Genomic DNA, 15791 nt, shown 5'->3' with positions numbered 1-15791 from the left:
TACGAGTTTGTCATTGTTTTTGGGTGCCATTTCTTCGCACGAGCCATACCCTCTGACATTTGCCCAGTTGAATCCTGCGGTTTTGTTGAGGGGTATGGCGCCTGTGGGAATCGGGCACTCAAAAACAATGACAAACTCAGCCTACCTCCTCGATGGGTTTTTCTTCGACCGGTTTTTTATGCATAGCAATTTTCGCTACCTGCGGTTTTGCCGGGACTGTATGCACGTCAAAATCGCATGCCCATGGCAGGCGGCTCTCTACCCCGCCGGGCGGCTCATCACGAGGCAGTCGTAGCGGATCGCCTTGCCCGAAATGCTGTAACTCGGCTTGGCGCCTGCCAGGTAGGGGCCCTTCAGTGGGCGCTTGACGACGATCTTGCGCGGCGCGGCCGCCATGGCCGCCCCCATGAGCTCGTCTTGGTCCATGCAGGGGCGTTCGAGCAGATGGAGCAGCTGGAACTTCTTTTTGACCGCGGCGCTCTTGCGGCGCTCGGGAAACATGGGATCGAGGTAGACGACATCGGGCGGCTCGGACAGCTGCCTCAGAGCACATGCGCTATCCCCCTCGACCACCTGCATGCGCGCGACGATCTCGGCAAGGTCGGGGTCCAACGATGCACGGCGCACCGCATCCGCCAGCAACGCGGCGATCACCGGATCGCGTTCGTACAGCCTGACCCTGAACCCTGCCGCCGCCAAGAGCAGGGAGTCCTGCCCGAAGCCCGCCGTGGCATCGATCGCCAGCGGAGTTTGCACGGCCCCTTTGATCTTTGCCGCCTTGACCAGCAGCTCGCGATTGAGGTTCGCGGGCTTCAGGCGAGGCTTCATGTCGGTCAGGTCGGCACGCAGCGCCATTCCCGCCCCCGCCAGCGCAAGCCCCTCCTCATCGAAAACCAGCCCCAAGGGGACATCGGCGAGCTCGTCGGCAGAGGCCCCCAGGCGCGCACCGAGGTGCTCGGCAAGACGTCGCGCCGCCGCAAGATGCTCCGGCGCGGCAGCGACCACCAGCAGGTTGGACGGGTCCACCGCCGTTGTTGGCATCATCATGTTGTCCTTGGCCCTGGGCATATCCGGCACCTCCGCCACAGTACACTAGCAGAAGATCGCGCAACATGCCGCCCGTCGCACGACGCGTCGCGGCGCCAAGAAGGAAGGACCCTCATGTCGAGCAGGAAGCCATCGGCAAACGCCAAGCGCATCGGTGCGTTCAGGGCATCCCTGGGCGACATGGGCGACCTCTTCGAACGCGAGCAGGCACGCCGCGACGAGCTGGCGGCAGAGCGCGAAGAGGCGCTGTACGACAAGGCCTGCGCGTCGAAAAACCGCTACGCCACGCGCGCCGACGCGCTCGACGCCGCCGCCCGCTGCGCGAACCACGGCACGCGAGGTCTCCATGTGTACAAATGCCCCTACTGCAACGGCTGGCACCTCACATCCAAAGCACCGCGCTCCTGATGGGTCAAAACGAACCCGTCCCCACATGACCCATGCCCACATGACCCATGCGCATTAAAAATGGGCGGGACCTTCGTCCCGCCCGCATGCTCTGTACTTTGGACTCGCCTCAAACCTCTTACCGTAGGAACAGATGCGAATTCACTTGTTCAACCTGGGCCCGCTGGCGCCCCTCAACGGCCTTTCACGGATACGCGCCGTTCTGCGTTGGGCGAGTCCGCTCGCCCCAAATGCTATCGAACCTCAGTAGCGTGGAGAGCGGGCCCAAAGGCTGATATCTCTTCTGTGCCCGTTGGACTCACCCCCTTACTCGATACGTCCGATCCCCTTTTGGATCCTTCGAGCTCTTTGCTCACTTCGATTATTTCCCGCATCTCGGCAGGTAATCTGTCTGTTCCCAACCGCCCGTGAACGGTCGATTTCGTCGGTGGACGGTCCGTGCAGCCACAGCGAGGAGGGCCCTGGGCGCCCGCGACGCGGTGCCGTGCACACCCTGCGGTACGAGCCCGCTTCCCAAAAGTGCGCACCGCGCCGTCTGCCGCTGGGTCCCGCGCGCGTCTGACGGGGGATACTAGGAAGACGGCGATCGATCGCCTCCGCAGACCCGTCTCACGACGGGCGCCGTGCACGGCATGAACCGGTCGTCGCTTCCCCAAAACCGGTACCGGTCAGGCACCGCATGTCCATCGAAAGGAAGACTGTTTAGCACTGGAAATGGGTTTGAACGGACCCGTCCCCCATGAACCCCTCGGGAAGCATCGAATCCGCCGCGCAAAACCGGCGATCCGCCCCGGCGGCTACTCCTGGGAATCGAAGTCGGGCTTCATGGCCAGATACCCTGCAAGCGCCTCGGGCGTGGCGGTGTAGTAGGTCTTGGTGCCGTCGAGCTTGGCGATCTCGGCCATCTCCTCGTCGGTGAGCTCGAAATCGAAGATGTTCGCGTTGTCGGCGATGTGCACCGGGTTCTTGGAACCCGGAATGATGGAGGTGCCCATCTGCACGTGCCACCTCAAGATGACCTGCGCTGCGCTCTTGCCGTACTTCCGCGCGAGCTTCTGGAACACGGGCTCCTCCTGCAGGCCCTTGTCGCCGTGACCCAGCGGATACCACGCCTCGATCACCGTGCCGTAAGGCGCCAGGAACGCGCGCAGGTCGGCCTGTGCGTGATAGGGATGGCACTCCACCGTCACCAGCTGGGGCTTGATCTCGGCGGCCTCGATGACCTCGGCGATCTTGTCCTGCTCGAAGTTGGACAGACCGAGTGCGCGCACCTTGCCCGCACGATAGGCCTCCTCCATGGTCTTCCAGGCGGCCAGGTAGTTGCCCACCGGCTGATGCAGGATCAGCATGTCGACGTAGTCCAAGCCCAGGCGCGCAAGCGTGCCGTCCACGGCGGCCATGCCCGCCTCGTAGACGCTCGGCCACAGCTTGGTGGACACGAACAGCTTCTCGCGCGCGACGCCGCTTGTGGCGATGGCGCGGCCCACCGCGCGCTCGTTCATGTAGGCGTTGGCGGTGTCGATGTGCTCGTAGCCGGCCTCAAGCGCCGCGATGGACGCGGCCTCTGCCTCGACGGGGCTCATGAGGAAGGTCCCCAGGCCCTCGACGGGCATCTTCACGCCGTTGTTGAGCTCGATGTACTCCATGATCTCTCGCTTTCCGCCGCATACGCGGCATGTCATAGCTTCCGGAAATAACGCGGGTCGAGCGCTGCCGCTACTCCGCCCGATGGCCGCCGAAGACGGCGAGGTCCATGCCGTCGAGCGCGATGTCGATGCGCGCGACCTCCTCGGGGCTGAGGACGACGTCACAGGAGGCGAGGTTCTCGCGCAGGCGCTCGGGCTTGCGGCTGCCGGGAATGGGCACGATGCGCGGGTTGCGGCACAGCATCCACGCCAGCGACACCTGCGCCATCGTGGCGCCGTGCTCGCGGGCGATGTCTCCCAGCAGGCCGAGCACCGCGCGGTTCTTCTCGTAGCCCTCCTCGGTGTACTGGGGCATGCCCGCGCGGTAGTCCTGAGAACCCTCGAAGCTCGTCGCGGGCGAGTAGGCGCCGGTGAGGAATCCGTTGGCCATGGGGCTGAACGCCACGAACGCCACGTCGAGCTCGTAGAGCACGGGCAGCAGGCTCTCATTCCAGCGCGCCAGCATGGAGTAGCGCATCTGGACCGCGGCGACCGGGCAGACGGCGTGGGCGCGGCGCAGATAGTCCTCGGTGGTCTCCGAGATACCCCAGGCGCGGATCTTGCCCGCCTCGATGAGCTCGGCCATGACGCCGGCGACCTCCTCGGGCTCCACCTTGGGATCGATGCGGTGCTGGTAGTACAGGTCGATGCAGTCGACGCCCAGCCGCTTGAGGGACCCGTCGACCGAGGCGCGGATGGTCTCGGGCCGGCTGTCCAGCGACAGCGTGAGGTCGAGGTTGTGCTGCACGCCGAACTTGGTGGCGATCACCACCTCGTCGCGCACCGGGCACAAGGCGTCGCCCACGGCCTCCTCGTTGTAGGCAGTCGACCCGTCCGGGTTGACGCCCACGTAGCACTCCGCGGTGTCGAAGAAGGTGTAGCCCATCTCGTGCGCCTCGCGCACCACGCGCGCGGCCTGCTCGCGGGGCAGCGGATCGCCGCTTGCGTGGGTGAGGCCCATGCAGCCCATGCCCAGCGCGGAGACCTCGATGCCGCTGTTGCCCAGCACGCGCGCCGTCTTCATCTCGTCCATCAGATTTCCTCTCTTCATGTTCCTCGCCGATATATCTCTTCTGCAACGGTACGATGGCACCGGGGAAGACGGAAGTTCCCGTTGGTGGCCCCCGTCGAACCCCGCGGCTATAACCGAATCGCCTGGGATGCCGCGGTATCATCGGTAGCAAGGAGGCACGCCATGGAATTCGAACAGCTGCGCCAGCTCGATGCCATCGCCCGCACGGGGAGCTTCTCGGCGGCGGCCGCCGAGCTACGCACCTCTCAGCCGAGCATCAGCCGCTCAATGCGCGCGCTCGAGCGCGAGCTGGGATGCGAGCTGTTCGAGCGGACCCGCAACCGCGCGAGCCTCAACGACGCGGGGCTCAAGGCGCTGAACCACGCGCGGGCCATCCTCGCCGAGGAACGGCACATGCGCGACGCCTTCGAGGAGCTCGCCCGCCGCAAGCGCCCCGTGACCGTGGCGAGCGTGGCGCCCGCGCCCGTCTGGCGCCTGACCGAGCTGGTCGTCTCCGCGCTGCCCGGCACCATACTCACCAGCGAGGTCGATCAGCGGGAGCAGGAGGTGGAGCGCCGGCTGTTCGACCGCTCCGCGGACATCGTCATCACCAACCGGCCCCTCGGCCTGCCCAACGTCACCTGCGCCCCGCTCATGGTCGAAAACCTCTTCGTCTTCGCCCCCGCCTCCAGCCCGCTCGCCTCGCGCGCGAGCGTGAGCTTCGCCGAGCTGGACGGCAGTACCTTCCTCATGAACGCCGACGTGGGCTTCTGGGGCAACGTGGTGCGCGACGCCATGCCGCGGGCGCGCTTCATCGAGCAGCGGGACGGACGGGTCCTCAGCGACATGATCCGCACCACCGACGTCCTCGGCTTCGTCACCGACGTCACCAAGTTCGAGCGCGACGAGAGCCGCGTGAGCGTCCCCATCCAAGACGCCGGCGCCCATGCGACGTTCTACGTCGCCGCCATGGCCGATGCCCCCAAAGCCGTCCGATCGATCGTGGACAAAGCCCGCATGTAGCATGCCGTCCGGCGCGTTTCCCTAGGACTGCATCTGCCCCTTGATCATCTGGAGCAGGCCGCCGATCAGCTGCACGTCCGTGTGGTCGAAGCACATGGAGCGGCCGCAGTCGAGCTCGGCGATCTTGGCGCGCTCGTCATCGGTGAGCTCGAAGTCGAACACGTCGAAGTTCTCCTCCATGCGCTCCTTGTGCGTGGACTTGGGGATGACGATGACGCCGAGGTCCAGCAGGTAGCGCAGGGCGACCTGGCCCACGCTCTTGCCGTGCGCCTCGCCGATCTGGGCCAGAAGCGGGTTGGAGAAGAACCCGTTGGCGCCCTCCGCGAACGGACCCCACGACATATGGGCCACGCCCAGGTTCTCCATGTTCTCGTGCGCGTAGCCCTGCTGCCAGAACACATGGGTCTCCACCTGGTTGACCATGGGGGCGATGCACGCGAACGTGCAGATGTCGAGCAGTCGGGTGGGGTCGAAGTTGGACACGCCGATGGCGCGCACCAGCCCGTCATCGTAGGCGCGCTCCATGTCGCGCCAGGCCGCGTGGTAGTCGCCGTACGCCTGGTGCAGCAGCATGAGGTCGATCTGCTCCACGCCCAGCAGCTCGAGCGAGCGCTTGATGGAGTCGTAGGTCGCGCCCTCGCCGTAGTTGGACACCCACACCTTGCTCACGATGAAGAGGTCCTCGCGTGCGACGCCACTCGCCTTGACGGCCGCACCCACGCCGCGCTCGTTGCCGTACGCCTGCGCGGTGTCGATCAGGCGGTACCCGCTCGCGATGGCGTCGGCGACGCAGCGCTCGGTGGTCTCGTCGTCGATCTGGAACACGCCGTAGCCGAGCATGGGCATCTTCACGCCGTTGGATAGGGTCTTGCACTCCATGGTCTCCTCGCTTTCGCATAGAACGGATCCCGCCGCGGGACCGATCCCGCCGGGTTGCTACGACCATGGTGCGCCCCCGCGACGCCACCGTACAGGCGCCGCGTCGATATGCCGCTATGCGTCCAGTGCATAGCGGGAGCCGCAGGGCCATCGCACGATGCGTGCGATGGGGCGATGGACCCGGAAAACGCCGGCCGATGGGTTCGTTGGGGACGGGTTCGTTCCAACCCATGGGCGGCCACGCGGGCCGCCCATGGGTTGGAACGAACCCGTCCCCAACGAACCCATGTCCACATCTGTGGATTCTTGGGGGACGAACGCGGTCATCGGTTAACCTACTTTGACGGTAGGTTATTTCACGAATGTCCCTGCCTGTAACGACCCCACGCCCCCTTGGGCGCGAGATCGAAAGGACACAGCAATGCCCAACCCAATAGCACCCGCCGTTCTGGGAACGGTCCTCGCCGCGAGCCTTGCGCTCCCGGGAGCCGAGGCGCAGGCCGCACCCGCCTCGCCCGCCCTGCCCGACACGGCCCATACCGAGGACGCGGTCTCCCCTGCAGCCGGCGCCGAGCACGAGACGGACGGTGCCGGCAGCGCGAACGCCGACGACGCGCCGGCGACTCCGACAACGTCCTCGGGTTCGGACGACGCCGCATCTGACGGCTCGGCCGACTCCTCGCAGGCCCCGATCGCCATCGTCCGGGGCGGAGCGCGTATCGCGTTCGAGACGCTCAACGCCGCCGTGCAGGCGGCCCAGACCGGCGACGTCGTGGAGGTCGCCGGCGACATCGCCATCGCAGAACCCGTCGTGCTCGACGCGGGCCGCGCCATCACCCTGCGCGCGACAGGGGCGGCCACCATCTCCCGTGCCGCCGGCTTTCCCCTCGAGGGCGGCAAGACGGCAGGCATGTTCCGCCTGCTCGGAAGCTCATCGCTCACGCTCGAGGCGGCAGACCCCGCCTCCGGCAGGCTCGTGCTCGACGGCTCCGACGTCGATTCCAACGAGGCCGTAGTGGCCATTCGCGAGCAGTCGACCTTCACCATGCGCGCGGGCACGGCCATCGAGGGCGCGCTGTGCTCCTGGAAGCCGTGGGCCTCGGTCTACGTGCACGGCGGCACGTTCGTCCTCGACGGCGGCGAGCTGCTCGACGGCTTCGCCATGCGCAACGCGGCCGTGGCGGTGGAGCGCGGCGCGACGTTCGAGATGCGCGCCGGCGCCATCCGCGGCATGCGCACCAGCTATTCGGAGTCCATCGTGTGGACACGGGGCACGGTGCGCATGACGGGCGGCGTCATCGCCGGGAATTCGTCCAACGTGTCGTCAGACGGCGTCGTCCACGTGCTGGACAGCGGGACGCTCTCCTTCACGGGCGGCACCATCGGAGACAACGCCCCCAACAACACCTTCGGCGTGCGCGTAGACGCGGGCGGCTCGCTCGAGCTGGGCAAAGCCGCGCGCTTCGACGGCGCGGACCGCATCAACCTGGCGCAGGGAGGCTCGCTCAGCTTTGCCGACGCGCCCGAAAAGCACACCGCCGACGATCCCATCGAGGTGGTGCTCTCCGGCACATGGGACCCGGGGACGCTGCTGGCGTCCAGCCCCTCCCCCGAGGTCGCCCGCGACACGCTGCCCCGGCTCTCCGTCCGCACGGGCGGCACCCCCGAGAAAATCGTCTCGGTGGGCATCGACGAGTCCGACGCGCGCAACCTCGCGCTCGCCCCGTCGGACGTGACGGCGCTGTTCGACGTGCTCGACAACCCCTTCGCCGACCGCCTCGGCCTCACCATGCGCGAGGAGCTCGACAAGCCGGGCGCCTTCGATCGCCTGCGCGAGGCGGTGGAGGCGCACTTCGGCGGCATCGACACACCCGAGCATCGCCTTCGCCTGCAGCAGATCGAGCAGGCCGAGCACTACGCCTCCTACCTCGCCGAACACGGGGGTGTTCTCGAGGATTCGGTGCGCGAGCTCTCCCAGCTGGGCGACCCGAGCGCCGAGGCGCGCCGGACCCAGCAGGGCTACCAGTTCGACAACCTGGACGCAACCGGGCTCTACCTCAAGCCGGGCGAGGCCAGGCGCATCACCGTCTATGTGGATGCCGAGGACCCGAGCAAGCTCTCGGTGGCATGGCGCCAGGTGGGCGTCACCGACACGAACAACTACCCCTCCCTCAACCTGGAGCAGCGATCCCGGCTGGTGAACGGCGCGAACCAGATCACCGTCGACCTGACGGGCAAGACCTACGGCTCCATGCTCTACCTGCGCAACGACTCCACGGACAACAAGGCCCGCGTGCGCATCGAGTCGGCCGATGCGCCGGACGCCGGAGGCGAGCCCATCTTGGGCACCGGCCTGGGCGCCCACCCGTTCTACGAGCACGACGCCGCGCATCCGGAGCGCTTCTGGGACTACGTGCAGCAGGTCCGCGCCCATGCCGCGCGGGCGCAGGCGGGCGAGGCGGCGGACATGACGCTCATCCAGATGGGTGATGCGGGGCACGCGCAGTTCGCCGTGAGCGCCACCGCCATGGCGAAGGCGTACGCGGACATCGCGTCGGAGGCGGACGCCGTCGCCTATATCGAGAAGTCCAATCGGGCGATCCAGGACCGCCTGGAGTTCTACTGGGCGTTCGACGGCTTTGACGCGGGCGAGGCGACCGGCCCCAACGCCATCACGACGGCGCGCGTGCACACGGCCTTCACTCGCACCGTGTCCAGCCCCTCCACCATGTACGCGTACGGACGGTATTTCCACATGCCCGAGAGCAGCGCCGCAACGTTTCTCTCGGGCGAGAGCATGTACGGCTGGGGCATGTCGCACGAATACGGGCACATGCTCGACAACAACGTGATCGCGGTGGCCGAGGAGACCAACAACCTGTACTCCATCGCGGGCGCGCGGCACGGCGGCATTGAGGCCGCACGCGCGGCGGGCACGGGGTTCAACCCGTCGGCCCACTACCACGTGAACGCCATGAACGCCACGAAGCGCAGGGATGCGGAGCTGGCGCAGATGGCCGCCGACCCGCAGTACGTGCCCGACTGGATGAACGGCGGGGACTGGGGAACCTACATCTGGACGCATGTGACCACCTGGTGGAACGGCCTGCACTTCTTCGACGATTGGGATTATTCGGGCTACGACTTCTCGGCAAGCCCCTACTCCGAGAAGACCGCAGCCGATGTGGAGCGCTACGGGGCCTATGGGGCGACGCTGCGCATCCTGCGCGGCGATCCGGCGGCCGTGAAGGCCATCGAGGACCTCGCCTCGAACGCCTCGACGGGCGTGAAGTACAACCGCATGGCCGTGGCGTTCACCATGGGAACGGGCTACGACTTCGCCGAGTACCTCTACGAGCTGGGCGAGCGCGACCTGGCGCCCCAGGTGCTGGAGTGGTGTTCGCGCTACCCCTCGATGCCGCGCAAGGTGCGCTACTTCTCGCTGAACACCGACGCCGCGATCGTCAACGGGGCAAAGACCTATGAGGAGATCGTCGGGGCCGGCGGCGCGGTCGAGCCCGAGCTCGAGGTCGCCATCGTGGGCAACGCGCTGCGCGTGACGGCATCGATGCCCAGCGACGAGCTCGCGCGCGCCACGACGGCGTGGGAACTCTACCGGGACGGCGAGCTCGCGGGATTCTCGCGCGACGGCGTGTTCGAGCTCACCGGCGACGTGGGAGACGGCGACCCGGCCTCGTTCAGCGTCGTGGCCTACGACGTGCGGCTGAACCCCAGCACGGAGTTTGCCGGCGATGGCGGCGACACCGGGGACGATCAGCCCGGAGACGGATCGGAAGACGGCGACGGATCCGGCAGCGCGGACGAGAAGCCGGGCGGCGGGGATGACGGATCCGGCGGCGGGGACGCCGGCGACGGCGATAGCGGCACGGGCGGAGACGCCGACGGCGGGGACACCGATGGCGGCGACACCGGCGGCGGGGAGCCCGGAAACGGCGGAGACACTGGCCCCGGCGATGACGGCACGGGCGGAGACGCCGGTGACGGAGACCAGCCCGGTGGCGAAGGTGGCACAGAGGGGCCGGAAGACGGCTCGGACGGCGATACGGACCAAGAGCCCGGAAACGGCTCCGAAGAGGAGCAGCCCGAAGGCGGCGATGGCGACGACTCCGGGGAGAGCAAGCCCGAGGACGGCGACGGATCCGGAGACTCGAATGCGCCCGATGACGGCGGCTCCGATGGCGATGACGGTAACGATTCCGGAAACGGAGAAGATGCCGGAGGCTCGAACGGGGACCAGGACGGCGAGGAAAACGACCCCGCTGCCGGCAACCCGAGCCAGGACGACGAAGGATCCGCTGGAGACGGCAGCAACGATCCTTCCGATGGAGGCGCCCCCTCAGGGGACATCGGGCAGCAGCCCGGCACACCCCAAGGCGGATCGACCGCATTGGCAGGCGACTCGGACAAGACGCTTGCCAAGACGGGAGACCCCTCCCTCCTCGCACCTCTTGTCGCCGCGGTAGGCGGCGTCCTCTCCCTTGCCGGCGCCGCGATCGCTTCGAGATTCAGCAAACGGCAGTAAAGCACGCGCCCGCGCGCAGAGGGAAACGGCTCCCCTGTGCGCGGGCGCTCGCATTCCGAGCCTACCGTAGCAGCTCGCCGCGCACGCTCGGTGACCGGGCGCGTCCCTGGAGAAGCGCCTGTCAATGCGCCCTCGTGGCGCAAACCGCATATTCTCGTGACGATCTTGCATAAAAAACGGGGAATTCGGGGGCCTGCGGGCGGCGCGAAAAGGGAGGGACCGAGTTTGTCATTGTTTTTCGGTGCCCCCGCGCCACATGCGCCGTACCCTCTAGCATTTCCCCAGTTGAATCCTGCGGAAATGCAAACGGGTGCAGCGCGTGCGGGAAAAGGGCACCGAAAAACAATGACAAACTCGTATGCATGCCTTTTCGGAGCTGCCAACGGGCGCGAAACCTACATCGGCGCTCCCCGAATAGCTACGGGCGAGCCACAGTCCAGCCGAGACTCTCCTGCTGGATGCGCACAAGGTGCGCATAGAGACCGCCTGCGGCCATAAGCTCGGCATGGGTGCCCTGCTCGGCCACGCAACCGCGATCGAGCACCACGATCCGGTCGGCACCGGCCACGGTGCGCAGGCGATGCGCGATCACGAGAACCGTCTTGCCTGCGCAAAGCCGTCCCACGGCGTCCTGCACGAGCGTCTCGTTCTCGGGATCGAGTGAGCTCGTCGCCTCGTCGAGCAGCACGACGGGAGCGTCCTTCAGCAGGGCCCGGGCGATGGATATCCGCTGCCGCTCTCCCCCGGAAAGACGTGCGCCGTTCTCACCGAGACGCGTGGCCCAGCCCTCAGGCAGCCGTTCGATGAACTCCTCGCAATGGGCTGCCCGCGCCGCCGCGCGCACCTCCTCGTCCGTGGCACCTAAGCGGCCCATGCGGATGTTCTCCATCACCGTGTCGTCGAAAAGCGTCACGTCCTGGAAGACCACGGATACGTTGCGCAGCCACGACTCCTCGTCCAACCCCGCCAGGTCCACCCCGCCCGCGCGTATCGCGCCGGACGAGGGGGCGTAGAACCGCGCGACGAGCTTGGCGACCGTCGACTTGCCCGAACCGGAATGGCCGACGAGCGCGGTCACCGTGCCGGGCTCCATGCGGAAGGAGATGCCGCGCAGGACCTCATCGTCGCCGTCGGCATACGAAAAGCGCACGTCGCGCAGGTCAATGGGCTTTACGCCCAAACCCGACGCATCGCCCGTGCCCGCAGCGACCGGCTCGTCGGCGAGCGCCCGCAGGCGCGCCGTGCGCCCGGACAGCTGCAAAAGATTCGGCAGCTGCGAGAGAATCGACGTGATGGGTCCGTACACGCGCGAGGCGATGAGCAGGAACATGAGCAGCGTGAGGAAGTCGACCTCACCGCCCGCAAGGAGCGCACAGCCCGAGAAAACCGTGATGCCCACGCCCGCCTGGAGCACCGTGGTCGCAGCAGAGACGCATACGTCCACCGCGAGCTCCACCTTCATCGCGATGTCCCGCAGGGCCCGAAGCGCCGCGCGCATAGGCGCCGACTGCGCCCCCACCTGCCGGCACGCGCGGATGTCGCGCATGCCCTCGACGTAATCCATGAGCTGCGCGGAGGCCGCAAGACGCGCCTCGGTCTGCCGCTCGAAAAGCCTGCGCTCGCGTCCGCGCGCGGCGAGCACGATGAGAAGCGCCGCCGGCAGGGTCGCGAACACGCCGAGTGCGAGCCGCCACTCGAAGAACGCGAGCATCACGCAGACGACCGCAGTGGAGACGCAGCTCGCAACGAGCTGCGGGACCGTGCTCGACATGAGCGACTCGCGACTCGACACGTCGCCCATGAGGTTCTCGGTGAGTTCCGAGAGGTCGCGCTGGTTGAAGAAGGACATGGGCAGTCGGCGCAGATGCTCGGCCAAGCCCATGCGCGTGGCCTCCGTCTCGCGGTAGGCCGTCACATAGGTGCGCCGGTAGTCGTTGCGCGCGCAAAGGAAGACCGCGACGAGCCCCACGACACCCGCTGCGAAAAGTCCCCAGAGCGCCTGCCAATCCACATCCTGCCCCGTGAGGCGCATGAGCACCGTGCCGAAAACCATCACCGTGATGGTGAACGGCACCATGAGCACCAGGTTGGTGAGCGTGCATGCCGCGACGGCTCCCTTGAGGCTGCGATATCCCTCGTCGGTGAGCGCGAGCGCGCGCTGCACCCGCGGCTTTCCGTTCGTATCCATCATCTAGACCACCTCCTTGTCGGCCGAAACGCACGGCGCGTCCAGACCCTCCGACTTGACATCCGATCCGATACCCCACGAGAGGGCCTGCGTGTAGCGCTTCCACATGCGCGCATAGGCGCCGCCCGCGGCGAGCAGCTCCCCATGGCGACCACGCTCCACCACACGCCCGCCGTCGATCACGGCGATCTGGTCGGCCCCCACCACGGTGGAGAGACGATGCGCGATCATGATGACCGTCTTGCCCGCCATGAGCCGTTCGAAAGCGCGTTGGATGAGATGCTCGTTCTCGGGATCCGAGAAGGCGGTCGCCTCGTCGAGCACCACGATGGGACGGTCCGCCAGGATCGCGCGGGCGATGGAGACGCGCTGCGCCTCTCCGCCGGAGAGATGCACGCCCGCGCTGCCGTACACCGTGTCGTAGCCTTGGGGCAGCGCGCGGATGAAGCCGTCGGCCTGCGCGGCGCGCGCAGCCTCGACCACCTCCTCGCGCGTGGCGTCGGGGCGGGCCATGCGGATGTTCTCGAACATGCTCGTCCGAAAGAGGTGCACGCCCTGGAACACCATGCTCACGCAGCCCATGAGGTCGTCGGGATCCATGTCGCGCACATCGACGCCGCCGATGCGCACCGCGCCGGCATCCACGTCCCAAAAGCGCGCCACGAGGCTCGCCACGGTCGATTTGCCCGCGCCGGACGGCCCTACGATGGCGAGCGTCGTGCCCTCGGGCACGGCAAGGCTCACCCGGTCGAGCGCGAGCGCGCCGCTGCCCTCGCCCTCCTCGCCACCGGAGCCATATTCGAACGACACGCAATCGAGCTCCACGCCGAAACGCTCGGGCGCGCGCACCGCCTCGGGACGCGGCGCGGGAAGCGGATCGATGCCGAGCAGCTCGTCGATACGCGCGAGCTGCGCGCCGATGATCATGCTGTCCTCGGAGATGTACATCATCTTGTTGAGCGCGCCCGCGATGGAGGGCACGAACAGCAGGTAGAAGATGAAGTCGAGCGCGAAGGCGCGAAAGTCGGAGCCCGCGAGTCCCGCACCGAGGATGATGCCCACCGGCAGGATGAACAGGTAGGCGTTGTTGATGATAGCCGTGAAGGCGGGCATGAGGCTTTGCCAGAACAGCGCCACGTCGAGCGCCAGGTCCGTATAGGCGCGCACCGCGGCGGAAAGGCGCCCGAACGACTCCGCCGTCTGACCGAACGTCTTGACCACGGGCATGCCGCGCACGTACTCCACCGTGGCGTTGGTCATGTGCTCCTGGTTGACCAGGTGGCGCCGCATCTTCTCCGTGACCGCTTTGTTGGAGAAGCCGGCGGCCTCCACGCCGAAAGCCGCCACCACGCACGCCACGGCGGCAAGGCCGAAGCGCCAGTCGAAGACGAATAGCAGCACCGCGATGGCCGCAGGCGCCGTGAACGCCGCCACCGTGTCCGGCAGCGAATGGGCCAAGAAACCCTCTATGGCGCCCACGCTCTCGTCCATGACCTTTCCCACGCGCCCGCTGCCAAGCGCCTCGAGCCGCCCCAACGGAATGCGCGCCAGATGCTCGGCCATCTGCAGCTTGAGGTTGTACTCGGCATCGAAAGCGGCGGAATGCGCGCAGAGCAGGGCGGCGAGGTAGAGCCCGATGTTCCCCACCACGCCCGCGATCGCCATCCAGCCGAAACCGGCCATACGTGCCGCGTCCAGCGCCGCGAAATCGGGGTAGATCGCAACGACATCCGCAACCACGAGGTACACCGCGATGAACGGCACGAACGAGCAGAGGGAGGAGAGCGCCGAAAGCACCATGGAGAGGTAGATGAGCCACCTCCCGCCTCCCGTGAACCCGATGACGCGGGCGACCCAGGATGTCTCCTTGCCCGCATCCTCCTTCCGATGTGCCATCTGGCCCCCTTTCCGTCGCGACTGGACGAAGTCCCCGTACAGACGCAACAAGTTAGATTAGACTTACAGTTATTCTGAACTGATGCATTGAACGGGGAGACGGCCATGGGGAAAACGACCGACGCGAGAGCCGAGCGACCGGACGGAGAGCCGGAGCTCTTCCAGGCGGCAGAGCTCGAGCGCATGGGGATGCTACCCGCAAAGCAAGATGAGGGGCCGGCACGCTCTTTTTGGGCGACGGGGTTCGGGCAGACGGCTGGTACCGCGCTTGGACCTGTGGGGACTTCACAGTGGTCACCTGTGATTTCACCATGTTCCAGGACACGCTGTTCGCCATCGACACGCGCCGCTATCTCACCGTGCGCGGCCCGATGACGCGTCCCTATGACCGCGAAGCCTCGACGGAGGCCGCCGCGATCGCCTACATCGAGACGCGCGAGGGATGGGTCACCTCCCCCGTTTTGGCGGGATCTCATTTTTCCTATACGGAGGTGGAGTACTTCGAGGACGCCCTTCGCGACGCGTTCGCCGAGCTCGGCCGAGACTCCATCGACGAGATATCATCGCTTCTCGCTGAGATGCACCGCAGCGTGGGCTGGGCTCCGGGGGTCCTCTCCGCGCTCGGCGAGATAGCCCGTACCGATCCGAAGGCACCCGGCGCCTCCCTCGTCTACGAGGGTGCCGCCAAGATGCTGCTCGGCGCGCTCGTCGGAACGACGGCTGCGGCCCTGCCGAAAGGCCAAGGCGACCGGTCAGGCATCCTCGCCGCCATCGAGCTCGCGCACGCGCGGTGGCGCGACGGCGCGAGCCAGCAGGAGGCCGCAACCGTCGCGGGAATGGGCCTCACCAAGTTCAAGCGTCTCTTCCGGCGGACGACCGGGCGCTCATGGGGCGCGTACCTCACCGAGATGCGCCTGCAGGAGGCACGGTCGCTGCTCACGTCGGGGCGCACGGTCAGGGAAGCGGCGGAGCTTGCGGGCTATCGCTCCCCCACGAGCTTCGCGGCGGCGTTCGCACGGGCGCACGGCGTGTCGCCCCAGCAGTTCAAAGAGCTTGCGCGCCGATGGGTTGAAACAAGCACGTCCCCAAATGACCCATTATGATGCGGGC

At 67.1% G+C, this 15791-nt stretch carries 10 protein-coding genes; 4 read left to right on the top strand and 6 right to left on the bottom strand.

Annotation, left to right across the window (positions count from 1 at the left end):
* Nucleotides 1-258: 258 nt before the first annotated feature.
* Nucleotides 259-1068, bottom strand: a complete 810-nt coding sequence (locus tag QVN30_RS00555) for a class I SAM-dependent methyltransferase (protein ID WP_289835025.1) — start codon at nucleotides 1066-1068, stop codon at nucleotides 259-261.
* Between the two features lie 93 nt (nucleotides 1069-1161).
* On the opposite strand from QVN30_RS00555, the gene QVN30_RS00550 reads away from it, so the two are divergent.
* Entirely contained in the window at nucleotides 1162-1455 is a 294-nt protein-coding gene (locus tag QVN30_RS00550) for a hypothetical protein (protein WP_087202533.1), read from the top strand.
* Between the two features lie 797 nt (nucleotides 1456-2252).
* On the opposite strand, the gene QVN30_RS00545 is transcribed toward QVN30_RS00550, so the two are convergent.
* Both QVN30_RS00545 and QVN30_RS00540 read right to left on the bottom strand, forming a co-directional pair.
* Nucleotides 2253-3101 carry an aldo/keto reductase gene (locus QVN30_RS00545; protein ID WP_204563953.1) on the bottom strand — a complete coding sequence of 283 codons (849 nt, stop codon included), beginning with the start codon at nucleotides 3099-3101 and terminating at the stop codon, nucleotides 2253-2255.
* Between the two features lie 70 nt (nucleotides 3102-3171).
* Nucleotides 3172-4173 (bottom strand): aldo/keto reductase, encoded by a 1002-nt coding sequence (locus QVN30_RS00540; protein WP_289835024.1) that lies wholly within the window; start codon nucleotides 4171-4173, stop codon nucleotides 3172-3174.
* Nucleotides 4174-4335: 162 nt separating this feature from the next.
* On the opposite strand from QVN30_RS00540, the gene QVN30_RS00535 reads away from it, so the two are divergent.
* Nucleotides 4336-5175: a LysR family transcriptional regulator gene (locus tag QVN30_RS00535; protein ID WP_289835023.1), complete on the top strand. Its 840-nt coding sequence runs from the start codon at nucleotides 4336-4338 to the stop codon at nucleotides 5173-5175.
* A gap of 21 nt (nucleotides 5176-5196) precedes the next feature.
* Here the strand turns inward: QVN30_RS00535 and QVN30_RS00530 are convergent, their stop codons facing one another.
* Nucleotides 5197-6054, bottom strand: a complete 858-nt coding sequence (locus QVN30_RS00530; RefSeq protein ID WP_289835022.1) for an aldo/keto reductase — start codon at nucleotides 6052-6054, stop codon at nucleotides 5197-5199.
* 421 nt (nucleotides 6055-6475) lie between these two features.
* On the opposite strand from QVN30_RS00530, the gene QVN30_RS00525 reads away from it, so the two are divergent.
* A complete protein-coding gene (locus QVN30_RS00525) occupies nucleotides 6476-10597 on the top strand; it encodes a M60 family metallopeptidase (RefSeq protein WP_289835021.1) in 4122 nt (1373 codons plus the stop codon).
* Between the two features lie 418 nt (nucleotides 10598-11015).
* Here the strand turns inward: QVN30_RS00525 and QVN30_RS00520 are convergent, their stop codons facing one another.
* Nucleotides 11016-12788 carry an ABC transporter ATP-binding protein gene (locus QVN30_RS00520; RefSeq protein ID WP_289835020.1) on the bottom strand — a complete coding sequence of 591 codons (1773 nt, stop codon included), beginning with the start codon at nucleotides 12786-12788 and terminating at the stop codon, nucleotides 11016-11018.
* Nucleotides 12789-14681: an ABC transporter ATP-binding protein gene (locus tag QVN30_RS00515; protein WP_289835019.1), complete on the bottom strand. Its 1893-nt coding sequence runs from the start codon at nucleotides 14679-14681 to the stop codon at nucleotides 12789-12791. It abuts the gene before it with no gap.
* Between the two features lie 230 nt (nucleotides 14682-14911).
* On the opposite strand from QVN30_RS00515, the gene QVN30_RS00510 reads away from it, so the two are divergent.
* Nucleotides 14912-15784 (top strand): helix-turn-helix domain-containing protein, encoded by an 873-nt coding sequence (locus tag QVN30_RS00510; RefSeq protein WP_289835018.1) that lies wholly within the window; start codon nucleotides 14912-14914, stop codon nucleotides 15782-15784.
* Nucleotides 15785-15791: the final 7 nt, after the last annotated feature.

It is taken from the genome of Collinsella ihumii, assembly GCF_030385545.1.
GTDB classification, from domain to species: domain Bacteria; phylum Actinomycetota; class Coriobacteriia; order Coriobacteriales; family Coriobacteriaceae; genus Collinsella; species Collinsella ihumii.
This window is presented reverse-complemented; position numbering and strand designations above follow the sequence as displayed.